Annotated in this window: 14 protein-coding genes; 5 read left to right on the top strand and 9 right to left on the bottom strand. The window is 68.0% G+C overall.

Annotated elements, in window-relative coordinates; all coding sequences use genetic code 11:
- Positions 1-65: 65 nt before the first annotated feature.
- Complete coding sequence (locus tag ND450_RS13180; RefSeq protein WP_253326420.1) at positions 66-998, top strand: glycoside hydrolase family 6 protein; 933 nt, start codon at positions 66-68, stop codon at positions 996-998.
- Here the strand turns inward: ND450_RS13180 and ND450_RS13175 are convergent.
- The 3 genes from ND450_RS13175 to ND450_RS13165 form a co-directional block, all read right to left on the bottom strand.
- Positions 992-1807, bottom strand: coding sequence for a helix-turn-helix transcriptional regulator (locus ND450_RS13175; RefSeq protein ID WP_089921339.1), 816 nt, complete (start codon positions 1805-1807; stop codon positions 992-994). The two genes, ND450_RS13180 and ND450_RS13175, sit on opposite strands and share 7 nt — an antisense overlap.
- Before the next feature lie 58 nt (positions 1808-1865).
- Positions 1866-2267, bottom strand: coding sequence for an SsgA family sporulation/cell division regulator (locus ND450_RS13170; RefSeq protein ID WP_089921336.1), 402 nt, complete (start codon positions 2265-2267; stop codon positions 1866-1868).
- Between the two features lie 430 nt (positions 2268-2697).
- Complete coding sequence (locus ND450_RS13165; RefSeq protein ID WP_253326419.1) at positions 2698-3639, bottom strand: pirin family protein; 942 nt, start codon at positions 3637-3639, stop codon at positions 2698-2700.
- Positions 3640-3672: 33 nt separating this feature from the next.
- Between ND450_RS13165 and zapE the strand changes: the two genes are divergently transcribed.
- Positions 3673-4611 (top strand): cell division protein ZapE, encoded by a 939-nt coding sequence (zapE, locus tag ND450_RS13160; protein WP_253326418.1) that lies wholly within the window; start codon positions 3673-3675, stop codon positions 4609-4611.
- Between the two features lie 66 nt (positions 4612-4677).
- Positions 4678-5451 (top strand): ion transporter, encoded by a 774-nt coding sequence (locus ND450_RS13155; RefSeq protein ID WP_253327911.1) that lies wholly within the window; start codon positions 4678-4680, stop codon positions 5449-5451.
- Between the two features lie 67 nt (positions 5452-5518).
- Here the strand turns inward: ND450_RS13155 and ND450_RS13150 are convergent, their stop codons facing one another.
- A complete protein-coding gene (locus tag ND450_RS13150) occupies positions 5519-7342 on the bottom strand; it encodes a hypothetical protein (protein ID WP_253326417.1) in 1824 nt (607 codons plus the stop codon).
- Between the two features lie 516 nt (positions 7343-7858).
- On the opposite strand from ND450_RS13150, the gene ND450_RS13145 reads away from it, so the two are divergent.
- Complete coding sequence (locus ND450_RS13145; protein ID WP_089921328.1) at positions 7859-8713, top strand: geranyl diphosphate 2-C-methyltransferase; 855 nt, start codon at positions 7859-7861, stop codon at positions 8711-8713.
- The gene (locus tag ND450_RS13140) at positions 8713-9777 is read left to right on the top strand and encodes a family 2 encapsulin nanocompartment cargo protein terpene cyclase (RefSeq protein WP_253326416.1); all 1065 of its coding nucleotides are present in this window, start codon (positions 8713-8715) and stop codon (positions 9775-9777) included. Before ND450_RS13145 ends, ND450_RS13140 begins: the two co-directional genes overlap by 1 nt.
- Positions 9778-9819: 42 nt before the next feature.
- Here ND450_RS13140 and ND450_RS13135 read toward each other — a convergent pair whose 3' ends face one another.
- Genes ND450_RS13135 through ND450_RS13115 form a run of 5 tightly spaced genes read right to left on the bottom strand, consistent with a single transcriptional unit; the run spans position 9820 to position 15932 of the window.
- Positions 9820-12114 (bottom strand): excinuclease ABC subunit UvrA, encoded by a 2295-nt coding sequence (locus ND450_RS13135; protein WP_253326415.1) that lies wholly within the window; start codon positions 12112-12114, stop codon positions 9820-9822.
- A 51-nt stretch (positions 12115-12165) separates the two neighbouring features.
- On the bottom strand, positions 12166-13050 hold the full coding sequence (locus ND450_RS13130; protein WP_253326414.1) for an alpha/beta hydrolase: 885 nt from the start codon (positions 13048-13050) through the stop codon (positions 12166-12168).
- Positions 13047-13865, bottom strand: a complete 819-nt coding sequence (locus ND450_RS13125) for a carbohydrate ABC transporter permease (RefSeq protein ID WP_089921319.1) — start codon at positions 13863-13865, stop codon at positions 13047-13049. The genes ND450_RS13130 and ND450_RS13125 overlap by 4 nt, the downstream gene beginning before the upstream one ends.
- The gene (locus ND450_RS13120) at positions 13855-14742 is read right to left on the bottom strand and encodes a carbohydrate ABC transporter permease (protein ID WP_253326413.1); all 888 of its coding nucleotides are present in this window, start codon (positions 14740-14742) and stop codon (positions 13855-13857) included. The genes ND450_RS13125 and ND450_RS13120 overlap by 11 nt, the downstream gene beginning before the upstream one ends.
- Positions 14739-15932 carry an ABC transporter substrate-binding protein gene (locus ND450_RS13115; RefSeq protein WP_253326412.1) on the bottom strand — a complete coding sequence of 398 codons (1194 nt, stop codon included), beginning with the start codon at positions 15930-15932 and terminating at the stop codon, positions 14739-14741. The genes ND450_RS13120 and ND450_RS13115 overlap by 4 nt, the downstream gene beginning before the upstream one ends.
- Positions 15933-15946 lie beyond the last annotated feature (14 nt).

The raw sequence follows: 15946 nt of genomic DNA, 5'->3' as shown, positions 1-15946 counted from the left end.
TCGGCCGCGCCCGCCTTCGCCGTGGACTTACCGCCTCTTAAGCGGCCCGCGCGAGGGTCCGAGCCATGATCAGAGCACTCGCGCTGGCCCTCCTGGCCGCCGTCGCCACCGCCCCGGCCGCCCACGCCGCCAGTCCCGTCGGCCTGACCGACGGCTTCTACGTCGACCCCGGCTCCAACCCCGCCGTGTGGGTGCGAGACCACGCGGGTGACGGCCGGCAGGCCGCCATCAAGGCGAACATCTCCACCAAACCGATCGCCCGCTGGTTCGGCGCCTGGAGCGGTGACATCGGCCCCGCCGTGTCGACGTACGTCGGCGGGACCGGCACCAAGCTGCCCGTGCTGGTCGCGTACAACATCCCCGGCCGCGACGCGTGCGGTGGCCACTCCGGTGGCGGCGCCGGCACGCCCGCGGCGTACCGGACGTGGATCTCCTCCTTCGCCGCCGCCATCGGCACGCGCCCGGCCGTGGTGGTGATCGAGCCGGACTCGCTGGCGGACTTCAACTGCATGGACGCGGCCGGGATCGCCGAGCGCACGGCGATGATCAAGTACGCGACCGAGCAGTTCAAGGCCAAGGCGCCCAACACGTGGGCCTACCTCGATGCGGGCAACGCGCAGTGGGTGCCGGCCGCGACCATGGCCTCACGCCTCGACTCGGCGGGCGTGCGCAACGTCCGCGGGTTCTCGACCAACGTGTCGAACTACCACACCACCGCGGCCTCGACGACGTACGGCAACGCCGTCAGCGCGGCGCTTCCCGGCTACACCAAGCCGTTCGTGATCGACACCAGCCGCAACGGCAACGGCCACAACGGCGAGTGGTGCAACCCCGGCGGCCGCAAGCTCGGCACGCCCGCCCGCACCGGTGGCGGCGCGGAGATGCTGCTGTGGGTCAAGGTGCCCGGCGACTCCGACGGCCGGTGCGGCAAGGCGCCGGGCGTGGACGCGGGCAAGTTCGACCCGCAGCTGGCGTTCGACCTGGTCTACGGCTACTGAGTCCTGGCCAGCGCGCGCAGCGGTGTGGGCCCGCGGTACTCCGCGAGCTTGCGCCGCGACTGGTTCTCGTCCAGGGCGACCTCGTCGAGCAGGTCGAAGAGCCGCCGGCTCCGCTCGACCGCGGCCTCGTCCTGGGCGAAGACCTTGGCCAGTCCGGACTCCGCGTAGACGAGCGGCGAGGCCTTCTCGAACTCGAACAGCGTGCAGGCCGACTGGAACGCAGCCGAGCTCGCCTCCTCGGGCACGACGCGCACGATCGAGGAGTTCGCGAGCAGCCACACGAACTGCTCCTCCATCACCCGCGCGTCGCCGAGCCGCATCCGCAGCGCCAGCTCGTGCAGGTAGAAGACGCACCGCGGGCCACCGGGCCGGCGCATGACGGCCTGCCTGTCGAGGTCCTCGATCGGCTGCCCGGTCGCGGCCTGCACGGCGCGCGCGTACTTCGGAGTCTGCAGGAGGCTGTTCACGGTCAGGACGTCGTACGCCGTGATGTCGGTGGCCATCGCCTCCGTCATCGAGAGCGTGCGCAGGTTGTCCGGGTCCTGCGCGAGGTACGCGTCGAACGCGTTGTGGTAGCGGCGGACGAAGTCCTCGAAGAAGTCGATGTCCTTGCCGCACGCGGTGAGGTACTGCGCGAGGTCGATCTCGCTGCCGCGGATCTTGCCGTGTTCGAGGTTGGACACCTTGCTCGGGTCCCAGCCGAGCAGCTGCGCCATCGCGCGGCCCCTCAGACCGGTGAACCTCTGCCGGAGCCGGCGCAGCTCGTCGCCCAGGTCCCTGCTGTACGCGGTGGAAGTCGTCACTGTCACGACACCGAACGTATGGGTTGGAACGACTCCAAGGTACGCGCTCGTTCGGGTGAACCGCTCAGTCGAGCAGCTTGCGCAGCTCCGCGTCGAAGTCGACGTAGTCGTTCTCGCAACCAGGCGCGACCACGTCGTAGGTGGAGTTCAGGAACTCCTGCAGCTCGGACGACTGCACGTGGAACACGGCGTGCGACACGTCCGACCGCAGCTCGAGCACGGCGGTCGTGGAGTTGTGCGGCCGCAGCCTCACGTCACCGGCGCCGCTCGTGGTGATCAACCCGTCGGCGAGCAGGTCGCGGCTGACGAGCCACACCGTCTCCTGGCGTCCCATGCGGAACGTCATGGTCACTGCGTGCGGGTCATCGGCGCGGTAGCCGAGCTCGACGTCGACGGGCAGGGGACGCCCGGACGGAGCGATGAAGGCGAATGTCGAGTCGGCGCCCACTCGTGTCACGTTCCTCATGCCCCCTTAGACGTCCGGCAACCGCCGTGGATGCCTCGATCAGGAAAAGCGATCGGAACGTGATTTTCAATGGTCCCGAAGTATGACTTTTGACATCCAGCGGCGCTGACCAGCTGAGACGATGTTGCTCACCTGGTCTGACCTGGCTGTTCACGGTGTTTAGCGTGAATGTGTTCGGTCATCTGTGGACAGGATCACGAGTGGGTGCGGACCAAATCCTGGGACCGTGGGATGACCTCACCTTAAATTCGACTTAAGGAAATAGGTGCTATCCGTAGCTATTTCGGCACGGATAGTGAGCGGACTCGACGGCTGCCGCGCGTCTGTGGTCACGGAGCCGGGCCGAGGAGAGGCTCGGTGCTGAGGACGTTGTCCACTCCCTTGAGGTACAGCAGTGCGCTGCGCTTCCTCCTCGACGACCGCAGCCGCGTCAGGCCGGGTTCCCCCGCGGCCGCAGACGCCCGCCCGGCAGCGCCGGCGCCGGCAGCCGGTCACCGGGGTACCCCTCCACCCGCCCGAACCGCTCGCCCTCCGCCTGCCACTCCTCCCGGAACGCGGCGATCTCGTCGTGCGTGCGCCCGACGAAGTTCCACCACATGACGATCTCCTCGCCGAACGGCTCGCCGCCCAGCAGCACGATCCGCGCGCCCTCGCGAGAGGACAGCGTCAGGGTGGAACGGCCCGTGCCCACGTACCCGAGAGAGCCGGGGGACAGGACCGTCTCCTCCACCGACACGTCACCGGTGTCGAGCAGGACGCCGTGTTCGAACGACGGCGACACCTCGAACTCGACGCGCGAACCCGCGGGCAGCACGACCTCGGCGCCGAGCAGCGGGGTGAAGGTGCGCACCGGGGAGGTCGAGCCGGCCAGCGTGCCGAGGAAGACGCGGACCGCGCAGCCCGAGACGGACACCGTCGGCGGGACGTGGTGCTGGAAGTCGCGCGGCGCGTCGCGGTGGGCGTCGGGCAGGGCCAGCCAGAGTTGGACGCCGTGCAGGACGGACGACGACGGCGTCGAGACCTCGGAGTGGCAGATGCCGCTGCCGCCGGTCATGAGGTTCAGTTCGCCGGGGCGGACGTAGGCGTGGACGCCGAGGCTGTCGCGGTGTTCGATCTCGCCGGTGAAGAGCCAGCTGACGGTCTGCAGGCCAGTGTGGGGATGCGGGGCCACGTCCATGTTGACGTCGTCGGGGCCGTAGTGGTCGCAGAAGCACCACGCGCCGATGAGTGAGCGCTCTTTCTGCGGCAGGGTTCGGCGCACCGACATCGCGCGCGGGCCGCCCAGGGGGACGTCTCGCGGGGTCAGGACTTCCACGCCTCCCGGGGTGGAGGTGCACGTCACTTCTGCGGGCTCGGCCTCGACATTGCTCACGCGGTCGATCGTAAGCTGGCGCCGGGGGGAACAGTGGATCTTCGCGCGCAGGTGTCGGGCAGCGGGTACGAGCTCGACGGCGCACAGCTGCACGTCATCGCCAGGCTCGAGGAGCTGGCCGGTCGGTGCAGGGGCGTCTACCTGCACGGACCGGTGGGGCGGGGGAAGAGCTTCCTGGCGGACGCGCTGTTCGACGTGGTGCCGGGGCCCAAGAAGCGGGTGCACTTCCACGCCTTCTTCCGGGAGGTGCACCGGCGGATCTCCGCGCGGCTGCACGAGCCCGGGGCCGTCGCGAAGGCGGTCGGGGAGCTGGTCGGGCGGGCGGAGGTGCTCGCGTTCGACGAGCTGCACGTGCACGACGTCGGCGACGCCATCTTGATGACGCGGCTCTTGGAGGTGCTCCAAGCGCGGCGCGTCATGATCATCGCCACCTCGAACTACCCGCCGGACGGTCTGCTGCCGGATCCGCTGTACCACGACCACTTCCTGCCGGGCATCGCGCTCGTCAAGCAGCTCATGGAGGTCGTCCACCTCGATGGCCCGACGGACTACCGGCACCTGCGCGGCGCACCTAGGTCCCGGTTCGAGACCGGCGAGATCACCACGCACGCCGCACTGCCGGCGACACCCGTCACGCTCGACGTCAACGGCCGCCCGATCACCGCACTGGGCATTGACAGCGACAAGGTCTGGTTCGACTTCGGCGACCTGTGCGAGAAGCCGACCTCGACGCAGGACTACCTGGTGCTCGCCGACCGCTTCGACGACTGGGTGATCACGGGCGTCCCGCGCCTCGCCACGAAGCACCGCGAGGCCCAGCAGAGGTTCGCGAACGTCGTGGACGTGCTGGTGGACGCCGACGTCAGGCTGACACTGGTGAGTGACCACCCGCTCAGCGACATCGTCGGTGGTGAGGCGCTTGACCTCGCCCGCACCGCCAGCCGGTTGGAGCTGATCAACACGACCGGGTGAACAGTTGGACCGGCTCCAACGCCGATAGGGGGAGCACAACCCCTGTCGTAGGAGCAGCAAGTGAAGATGGTGCGCGCCCGCGTCGGCGAGCTCGTGGAGAGCAACCGGTTCCAGATGTTCATCGTCGGCGTGATCGTGATCAACGCGATCACCCTGGGCGCCGAGACGTCGACCGTCCTGCACGCGGAGTTCGGGCCGGTGCTGACGACGATCGACCACCTGGCGCTGGCGATCTTCACGCTGGAGCTGGCGGCGAGGCTGTACGCGTTCGGCTGGCGGTTCTTCAAGGACCCGTGGAACGTCTTCGACTTCGTGATCGTCGCCATCGCCCTGATCCCGACCGCGGGGCCGCTGTCGGTGTTGCGCAGCCTCAGGATCCTGCGTGCGCTGAGGCTCGTGGCGATGGTGCCGAGCATGCGCCGGGTCGTCACGGCACTGGTGCGGTCGATCCCCGGTCTCGTGTCGCTGTCCGGGTTGCTGGTGCTGCTCGTCTACGTCGGCGGCGTGATCGCGAGCAACCTGTTCGGCGACACCGGCGACCCGCGCTTCACCGGTCTCGGCCCCACGCTGCTGACGCTGTTCCAGATCACCACGGGCGACGGCTGGTCGGACGTCATGCGCGACCTGATGGAGCAGAAGCCCCTGGCGTGGATCTTCTTCCTGATCTACCTGATGGTCGGCTCGTTCACGATGCTCAACCTGTTCATCGCCGTGGTGTGCAGTGCGATGCAGGAGGAGATCACGGTGCCCGCACCCCGTTCCGCGGGGCACGACGACCTGGTGTTGCAGGAGGTCCGTGCGCTCAGGGAAGAGGTGCGGGCGATGCGGCAGACGGCCTGAGCGGAGCCAGGGGTCCCGGCCGGCGACGCCGCCGTGCACCGGCCGGGACCCCTGCAACCCCCGCCTTCTACGGGGTGACCGGGATGTTCTTGAGGAACACCGACTTCGCGGAATCTGTCTTCGTCGTGTCGACGCCGTGACCGCCCGAGTAGTCGCGCTGCTCGTTCTTCGCCCAGTCCGCGATGGCGGTGTCACCGACGTCCAGGTGCTGGTAGGAGCGGCCGTTCCAGCCGAACTGGTAGATCCGCGACTTCTCGCTGTAGAACGGGTCGAACGAGCCGCCGGTCGAGAGCTGCTTCGTCATGGCGTTGTTGAAGAAGACGTTGCGCGGACCCGACGCGCCCGACCACTTCACGGCCTTCTTGCCCGCACCCCACCAGATCGGGAACCAGTTCGAGTCGTCGGGCCCGCCGCCGCCCTCCTCACCGCAGTTCGCGCGGCAGTTGCCGGAGCGGTGGGCGTAGGAGACGCGGACCGTGTTGTTCTCGAAGAGGTTGTTGCGCTCCCAGCCGCCGTGCAGGTTCAGGTCGGAGTCGAAGTCGTTGCCGATCACGACGTTGCCCGAGGCCGACCACTGGAACGTGAAGTGCCGCAGGTTGCGGGAGGTGTTGCCGGCGTAGAGCGAGTCCCACACCCGCGAGCCGCGGAAGTAGCCGTTGCCGCCCTTGCCCTTGTTCCACGAGCCGTCGAGCCGGTTGTCGACGATCTGGAGGTTCTTGGCCTCCTCGGTGACGATCGGGTGCGACCCCGTCATCTCCGCGCTGATCCCGCGGACCCACGAGTTCGCCGCCCACTTGAAGACGATGCCGTGCATCTCGTCCGCGGGCGCCATGTTGCCGTAGTTGTTCACGGCCTCGGCGGGGTCGAGGCCCGGCATCGCCTGCGTGAAGCCGAAGTTCTCGAACCCGACGCCGAGGACCGGGTCCACCAGCGGCGAGACCTTCGAGTCGTAGGTCGCGCCGTCGATCGCCGGTGAACCGTCCGAGGTGGAGTTGACGGGGACGTCGAACTCCAGCGGCTTGTCGAGGGTGACCGTCGTGCCCGACACCGACGCGACGGTGAAGATCTGCTGCCGCATGTGCATGTTCAGCAGCGGGTGCGGAGTTCCCGTCGCGAACTGCTGCTCGTAGAACTTGACCGAGTTCGCGGCGCGGACGTTCACGAACATGCCGGCCTTGATCGTGCTCGCGGACGCGACCTTGATCGTTCGGTCACCTGCCTTCGCGGCGGCGCTCACCTTCGTGCCGGCCTTCCAGTGCACGTTCACCGTGCCCTCGAAGATGTCCTTGCGGTTCTCCGGAGCGCGCGAGTGGTCGCTCGCGTAGCTCGGGTGCACGCCGCGCGACTGGACCCGGAACAGGCCGCGGCCCGGCCACAGCCAGCCGCCCTTGCCCTGCCCGAACGTCATGCCGTCCTCGTCCCAGTCCGACCCGTCGGGCGTGAGCGCGTCGTAGCGGGTGTTCGCGTCGGGCGTGTAGACGACCTTGGTCGCGGTCGCGCCGGCACCTCTGATGACCAGGTAGTCGGCGTCGACGTGGATCTCCTTGGACACCCCGAGCTCACCCGCGGGCAGGGTGATGAGGCTGAGCTTGGTGTAGCTCGCGCCGGGGGAGCACTGCGTCCTGATGGAGTCGATCGCGGCCTGCAGCCCCGCCGTGTCGTCGACCCCGTCGTTCGGGCGCACGCTGAACTGCGAGGCGAGTTCTGCCGCTGTGATCTGGCAGGCGGCGCTCGGGTTCAGTTCGTTGTTCCCCGGTAGAACGCCATTGCCGCGATATCCGGCTTTCGACCAGTCGTAGAGGCCGGAAACAGGTCCGCGGCGGTTCGCCGGTGAGACGTCCAGGCCTGTCAACGCGGGTGCGGCGACCGCGGTGGCGGTGGGAACGACCAAAGAACCGATTAACAACAGGGACAGCAGGGGAGGAGAGGTTTTCGTCATCGACAACCCTCGTTCGGCAGGGCGGGGCCATTTCTTTCTAGCTGATGGTTTAGATGTGTGTCAAATATTCACATTCCTGAAATAGGTAATTCTGCAATGCTTTTCAATGACGGCTGACGACCGCGGTGGCCGGTGTTCGGCGCAGCTCACGCGTCTGAATCGTGCGAGCCGGACCGGGCTGTCTCCGTGCTGGACGGTCGCAGGGGAGCCTCCGGATCTCGGACCGGGATTTCTCCCAGGTCGCGTGGAATGAGGCTCCTCAAGTCATCCGGTCGGGCGTGCAGAACCCACGAAAGTGGGGATGTGGATCGGCTTGCACGGGTTAGGGGGCCCACTCTGAGGAGGCGTTCGCGGTACCCGTTCGTGGCCGAACCAAGCCTGAACGGCGGATCGCTAGGTGGGCCATCAGGTGCAAAGGTCATTTCCTGTTCGGCAGTGAGCGTTCAACGAACAGGAGCCACTCAGGTCATGGCGAGCCCCACTGTGAAGCCGGTTCTGCGCACCGACTACCAGCGTTCCGTCGCGGACTACTGGAACAAGGAGAAGGACCCGGTCAACATCAAGCTCGGCGAGGTGGACGGGCTCTACCACCACCACTACGGGCTGGGCCAGTACGACCCGGCGGTGCTGGAGGCGCCCGCAGACGTGCGCGACCAGGTGATGATCGCCGAGATGCACCGGCTGGAGACGGCGCAGGCCGAGGTGCTGCTCGACGCGTTCGGCGACCTCCCCGCCAACCCGCACCTGATGGACGGCGGCTCCGGCCGCGGCGGCACGAGCTTCATGGCCAACGCCCGCTTCGGCGCCCGCGTGGACGGAGTCAGCATCTCCGAGGAGCAGGTGGCGTTCGCCAACGGCCAGGCGGTCGAGCGCGGTGTCGCCGACCAGGTCCGGTTCCACTTCAAGAACATGCTCGACACCGGCTTCGAGACCGGCTCGTTCAACGGGATCTGGACCAACGAGACCACGATGTACGTGGACCTCCAGCAGCTGTACGGCGAGTTCGCGCGGCTCATCGCGCCGGGCGGCCGGTACGTCTGCATCACCGGCTGCTCGAACGACCTGACGGGCCTGCGGTCGCGCGCGGTCAGCCAGATCGACCAGCACTACATCTGCAACATCCACCCGCGCAGCGAGTACTTCAGGGCGTTGGCGGACAACGGTTTCGTGCCGATCAGCGTCGTCGACCTGACGCCCGACACCATCCCGTACTGGGAGCTGCGCGCCCAGTCGTCGGTGGCGACCGGCGTCGAGGACCCGTTCCTGACGGCCTACAAGGAAGGTTCGTTCCACTACCTGCTGATCGTCGCGGACAGGATCTGATGAGGGACCTCCTCACTGGTCCGTCCGGGCTGGGCACCTCCGCTGCCCGGCTCGGGCGGCCCGAGGCCGTCGCGTCGCCGGCAGAACCCGGGTACGCCGAACGCCCGTGGGGCGACGGCACCGCGCCGCCGCTGTACGTGCCGGTGCTCGAACGCGAGGACGCCCTGCTCGCCGCCGCCGTGGACGAGCGCCTCGTCGCGTGGGCGGACGACTGCGGTTTCGAGGAGCCGGAACGGTTCCTGGGCGGCATGTTCGGCCGCCTGGCCGTGCTGACGCACGTCGACACCGACGACGTCGACCAGCTGCTGATCGCGGCCAGGCTGAACGCGGCCTGGTGGGCCGCCGACGACCTCTACGCGGACGACACCGAGATGGGAGCCGTCCCGGCCGAGCTGCCGCCGCGCCTCGCGCTGGCGATGGCCGCGATGGACCCGGTCGCGCCCGCGGCCGAGTTCACGGAGGACCTGGAGGAGCGGATCGCGTCCGACCCGGTGCTCGTGGGCCTCCGGTCGGGCATCGCGCACCTCACGTCGCGCAGCACTCCGACCGTCGTGCAACGCGTTTGCTACTCGACTTTCGCGATGTTCGTGTCGTGGGGCGCGTACGCGGCCTGGCGGCACACCGGCGACTACCCGCCCGCGTGGCAGTACCTGGCGACCCGGCAGCACGACACCTTCTACACGTCGATGACGCTCATCGACGCCGTCGGCGGCTACGAACTGCCCGCGCCGCTGTACTACGACCCGCGCGTGCGGCAGCTGCTGACGGCCGCGGGCACGGCGTCGGTGATCGTGAACGACCTGGTGTCGGTGGAGAAGGACGCCGCCGACGAGAAGCCGGTCTGCAACATGGTGCTGCAGATCGCGGCCGACCGGGAGTGCTCGATCGCCGAGGCCACCGCGCGGACCGTGGAACTGCACAACCAGCTGGTGCGCGACTTCGAGGCGGGGCACAAGGCGTTGCTCGCCGTGCCCTCGGTGGAGCTGCACCGGTTCCTGAAGGGCACGAAGGCCTGGATGGGTGGTGGCTTCGAATGGCACACCACCCACCCGCGATACAAGTGATCGATTGTGGGAAACGCGGCCACGGCCGCGTTTCCTGCTTGCTCAGCCCTTGACGTACGTCTTCAGGTGCTGGGCGGTCAGCGTGTCGCTCGACGCGATCAGGTCGTGCGGCGTGCCGGTGAAGACGACCTTGCCGCCGTCCGACCCGGCGCCGGGGCCCATGTCGATGATCCAGTCGGCGTGGGCCATCACGGCCTGGTGGTGCTCGATGACGACGACGGTGTTCCCGTTGTCCACCAACCGGTCCAGCAGTCCGAGCAGCTGGTCGACGTCCGCGAGGTGCAGACCGGTCGTCGGCTCGTCGAGCACGTAGACCGAGCCCTTGTCGGTCATGTTGATCGCGAGCTTGAGCCGCTGGCGCTCACCGCCGGACAGCGTGTTGAGCGGCTGGCCGAGCCCGAGGTAGCCGAGGCCGACGTCGACGAGCCTGCCCAGGATCGCCTTCGTGGGTCCGTCGGTGAAGAACTCGGCGGCTTCGGCGATGGGCATGGCCAGCACCTCGGCGATGTTCTTGCCGTTGAGCTCGTACCCCAGCACCTTCGGCGTGTAGCGCTTGCCGTCGCACTCCTCGCACACCGTGGCGACGCCGGCCATCATGGCGAGGTCGGTGTAGATCAGGCCGATGCCCTTGCAGTTCGGGCAGGCGCCGTCGGAGTTCGCGCTGAAGAGCGAGTCCTTGACGTTGTTGGCCTTGGCGAACGACTTGCGGATCGAGTCGAGCATGCCGGTGTAGGTGGCCGGGTTCGAGCGCTTCGAACCGCGGATGGGGGACTGGTCGACCTTGACCACCTCGGGCAGCGACCCGAGCGAGCCGTGGATCAGCGACGACTTGCCGGAACCCGCCACGCCCGTGACGACGGTGAGCACGCCCAGCGGCACGTCCACGCTGACGTTCTTGAGGTTGTGCAGCTTGGCGCCCTTGACGCTGATCTGGCCCTTGGGCGTGCGGACCTGGTCGCGCAGGCCGACCTTGTGGTCGAGGTGGTCACCGGTGAGCGTGCCGGACTTGCGCAAGCCCGCCAGGTCGCCCGCGTAGCAGAGCTCGCCGCCGTTGACGCCCGCGCCGGGCCCGAGGTCGACGACGTGGTCGGCGATCGCGATGGCCTCGGGCTTGTGCTCGACGACGAGCACGGTGTTGCCCTTGTCCCGCAACATGAGCAGCAGGTCGTTCATTCGCTCGATGTCGTGCGGGTGCAGGCCGGTGGTCGGCTCGTCGAACACGTAGGTGACGTCGGACAGTGCGGATCCCAGGTGCCGCACCATCTTCACCCGCTGCGCCTCACCGCCGGACAGCGTGCCGGACTCGCGGTCGAGGCTGAGGTAACCGAGGCCGATCTCGACGAGCGAGTCGAGCGTGCCGAGCAGGTTCGACAGCAGCGGTGCGACCTCGGAGTTGGTGACCTTGCGCAGGAACTCGGCCAGGTCGCTGATCTGCATGGAGCACAGCTGGGCGATGTTCTTGCCCTTGATCTTGCAGTCGAGCGCGGCCTTGTTCAGCCGGGTGCCCTCGCAGGAGTTGCAGGTGGTGAACGTCATCGCGCGGTCCATCCACGCCCGCACGTGCGGCTGGACGGTGTCGCGCTCCTTGCCCGCGTAGATCCGGTGGAACTTGACCAGCAGGCCCTCGTACTTGAAGTTGAACTTGTCCCGCTTGAGCATCTCCGCCGGGGCGTGCAGGAAGAGCTCCCACTCCTTCTTGGTGAAGTTCTTGAGCTTCTTGTCCATGTCGAAGAACTCCGACATGTTGTAGGTCTGCCAGTACTGCGAGCGCGGGTGGAAGTTCGGGATCGTGATGGCGCCCTCGTTGAGCGACTTCTCGATGTCGTACATCTCGTTCATGTCGAGACCGCGGGCGCTGCCCATGCCCTCGCACTCGGGGCACATGCCCTCGGTCGAGTTGAAGCTGAACGCCGCGGACGTGCCGATGTGCGGCTTGCCGAGGCGGCTGAACACGATCCGCAGCATCGTGTAGGCGTCGGTCGCGGTGCCGACGGTCGACCGCGAGTTGGAGCCCATCCGCTCCTGGTCGACGATGATGGCGGCGCTGAGGTTGCGCAGCTCGTCGACGTCCGGCCGGCCGAGGTTCGGCATCATGGCCTGCAGGAACGCGGTGTAGGTCTCGTTGATGAGCCGCTGCGACTCGGCGGCGATGGTGCCGAACACGAGTGACGACTTCCCGGAGCCGGACACACCGGTGAACACGGTGAGGCGGCGCTTGGGGATGTCCAGCGAGACGTTTCGCAGGTTGTTCTCCCGCGCGCCCCGCACCTCGATCACGTCGTGGCTGTCGGCGGCGAACGTGTCAGGTCCTGGTTGTGCTTTGCGATCACGGCCCATCGCACGAGGGTCCCGCGCGCTGATCGAATGACGCTTGAGCCGCGATAGGGCCTAACGCAGTACCCGCTGCAGCCATTCGATTCGCGCCGACCTGGCACGCCGCGACAGCGCGGCGTCCGGAACGAGCTGGTCGAAGCCGTGACAACCGCCAGGCCAGACGTGCAGCTCGGCGTCCCCGCCGGCACGCCAGATCTGCGACGCGTACTCGACGGCCTCGTCGCGGAACACGTCCACCGAGCCGACGTCCACGTAGGTGGGAGGCAGGCCGGACAGGTCCGTGGCCCGTGCGGGAGCGGCGTACGGGGACACGTCCGGCCCGCCGCGCGACTCGCCGAGCAGCGCGGTCCACCCGGTGAGGTTCGACGCGCGGACCCAGGTCGTGCCGTCGAGGAACTGGTGGCTCGACGGGGTGTCGCACCGGTCGTCGAGCATCGGGCACATCAGCAGCTGGCCGCGCACGGACGGTCCGCCGCGGTCGCGGGCCATCAGCGTCACCGCCGCCGCCAGCCCGCCACCCGCGGACGTGCCCGCGACGACCGGGGAGCCGAAGGTGCGGTGCACCCACTCCAGCGTGCGGTAGCAGTCCTGCACGGGCGCCGGGTGCTGGTGTTCGGGCGCCAGCCGGTACTCGGGGGACACCAGCGTGACGCCGGCCTCCGACACCCACTCGGCCAGCACGTGCAGGTCGGAGCGTCGGGTGCCCGCGACCATCCCGCCACCGTGCACGTGCAGCACCGGCGACCCTGACGAGCCCGCCGGACGCAGCACGACCACGGGGACACCGTCCGCATCCTCCTCCGTGAACGTCACCGTGCCGCCACGAGTCAGTTCGGCGTCGGTGGTGACCCGACCGGCGGCCCGCCTCGCCGCGATGCCGGCCGCGGTCAGCGGTGGCCGGGAGAGGTCCACCGCCGCCGCGATCTCGGGATCGATCACCCCTTCACGCCCGTGTGCGCAAGACCCTCGATGAACTGCCGCTGCGCCAGCACGAACACGATCAGGATCGGCACGGCCGTCATCGTCGCGGCGGCCAGCTGGACGTTCCACATAGGACCGCCGTAGATGTCGACGAACTGCGTCAACGCCTGCGGCAACGTGAACATGTCCGGAGTGGACAGGTACACGATCGGCTCCAGGTAGAGGTTCCACGAGTGCAGGAACGTGAAGATCGCGACCGCGCCCAGCGCCGGACGGGACAGCGGCAGGGCGATCCGGTAGAAGATGCCCGCACGTCCCAGGCCGTCCATCCGCGCGGCCTCCTCCAACTCCGGCGGCAGCGCGATGAAGAACTGACGCATGATGAAGATCGCCAGCACACAGGGCGCACCGAAGATCGGCACGATGATCAACGGCCAGTGCGTGTTCGTCAGGCCCAGCGACTGGAACATCTGGAACAGCGGCACGATCGTCACCTCGCTCGGGATGAGCAGGCCGGTCAGCACCACCACGAACAGCACGTTCTGGCCGGGGAATCGGATGCGCGCGAACGCGTAGCCCGCGAGCGCCGCGACGGCCATCGTGCCGATCGTGACGACCACCGCGATGTAGAGGCTGTTCCAGTACTGCTGCCCGAACGGCTGCATCCTGAACACCGTCTCGTACGTGGAGAACGTCCACTCGGACGGCAGCAGCGACTCGGAGAAGATCTCGCTGATCGGCTTCATCGACGAGGTGACCATCCACCACGTCGGGAACACGAACGGCACGCACAGCAGGCACAACAGGCCGTACAGCCAGACCTTACGACTCATGGAGCACCCACTTCCGGCGCATCCGCCACTGCAGCAGCGTCAGCGCGGCGACGATGACGAAGAGCAGCACCGAGATCGTCGCGCCGTAGCCGAAGTGGTGGAACTGGAACGCCTGCTGGTACAGGTAGTAGATCAACACGGTCGTGGACGTGCCCGGACCGCCCTGGGTGAGCACCGCGATCTGCGCGAACACCTGCAGCGAGCCGACGATCGTGATGATCGACGTGAGCAGGATCGTCGGGCTGATCAACGGGATCGTGATGCGCCGGAACCGGGTCCACCCCCCGGCACCGTCGATCTTCGCCGCCTCGTACAGCGGGGCCGGAACCCCCTGCAGCGCGGCGAGGAACAGCACCATGTTCAGACCGACGTTCTTGATGACCTGCACGACGATCACCGACACCATGGCCGTCGTGTCGCCGCGCAGCCAGTTCGGGCCGTCGATCCCGAAGAACCCGAGCAGCCCGTTCACGCTGCCCTCGGGCTGGAGCATGAGCTGCCAGACCAGGGTCCACGCCACCAGCGACACCAGCACGGGGGAGAAGAACAACGTGCGGAACAACGTGGTGCCGCGCAGCTTCTGGTTGAGCAGCACCGCGAGCAGCAGCGCCAGCGACAGGTTCAGCACCACCAGCCCGGCGGCGAACCAGGCCGTGGCGACGAGCGAGTCGCGCAGCTTCTCGTCGCCCAGCAGCTGCTCGTAGTTCTCGGTGCCGATGAACTCGAACGTGCCGCCGAGCACGTTCCACTCGTTGAGGCTGTACCAGCCGACCATGCCCAGGGGGATGAGCACGAACGCGAGGCTGCCGAGCAGAGCAGGCGCGACGAACAGGTACCCGACCAGGTTGTCGCGCCTGCGATACGTCCAGAACGTCACGAGCGCTCCAGCAACGGCTTGATCTTCGCGCACACGCCGTCGAGCACCTGCGAGACGTTCGCGTCCGGCTTCCACAACGGGTCGAGCGCCGCGCGGATCGTCTGGTTCAGCTCCTCCTGGCCCTGGTGGCTCGGCTTCACCACGCCCTTGCTGATGCCGTCGATCACCACCGACTGCAGCTGCTCCGGCTTGATCAGCGGGTTGCTCTTGGCCAGGGTGTCGGCGTTGAGCAGCGACTGGCGCACCGGCGGGAAGAACTGGGCGAGCTTCGCGGAGTTGGCCGCGTTGGTGAAGAAGCCGAGGAAGTCCGCGGCGGCCTCGGCGTTCTTCGAGCGCTTCAGCACGCCGACGCCGGCCTGGCCGATCACCGCGTAGTCGCCCTTGGGGCCCTGGGGCAGCGGCAGCAGCGTCCAGCCGAACTTGGCGTCCTTCAGCGCACCGGCCCGCGAGATCTGGCTGACGGCCATGGCCGCGTCCCCCGCGAAGAAGTCGACCGTCGTGCCGGGGCCGGGGATCGCCTTGTCCGTGAAGATCGCCTTGTGGACGAACGTCATGGCGTCCTTCATCTCCTGGCTCGAGAACCCGCACTGCTTGCCGTCCTCGCTCCACGCGCTGGCGCCCCAGCCCCGCCAGATCGCCGACAGCACGGCCCAGTTCTGGTACTTGAAGTCCGGCAGCACGAGGTTCTTGCCGGCCGACGCCGCCACGGCCTGCTCCCAGGTCGCCGGCAGGTCCTTCACCAGGTCGGTGTTGACGAACAGCCCGAACGGCGAGGTGGAGAACGGGTAGGCGTAGAGCTCGCCGTCCTTCTCCCACAGCTTGGTCGCGGACGGCACGAGCTCGTCGGCCTTCTCGACCTTCGCCTTGATCGGCGCGAGGGCACCGGACGAGACGAAGTCGGGCGCCGACTCCTCGAGGATCCACGCCAGGTCGGGCGCGTTGCCGCCGGCGATCTGGGTGGTGAGGGTGGTGGTGTAGCCGTCGGCCGGAATCGAGTCGAACTTGATCTCGGTGACGTCCGGGTGCGACGCCTTGTACTCGGACGCGATCTCGTTGAGCAGCTTGAGGTGCGCCTCGTTGGCGGTCCACACGGTCATGCGCAGCGCCTTGGGGCCGGACTGCGCGGACGATCCACTGCACGCGGTCAGGGCGATGAGAGCGGTGCAGATCAACGCTAGAAGCCTGGACATCGTTGTCTCCCTGG

The organism is Lentzea sp. HUAS12, assembly GCF_024125735.1.
GTDB classification, from domain to species: Bacteria; Actinomycetota; Actinomycetes; order Mycobacteriales; family Pseudonocardiaceae; genus Lentzea; species Lentzea albida.
This window is presented reverse-complemented; position numbering and strand designations above follow the sequence as displayed.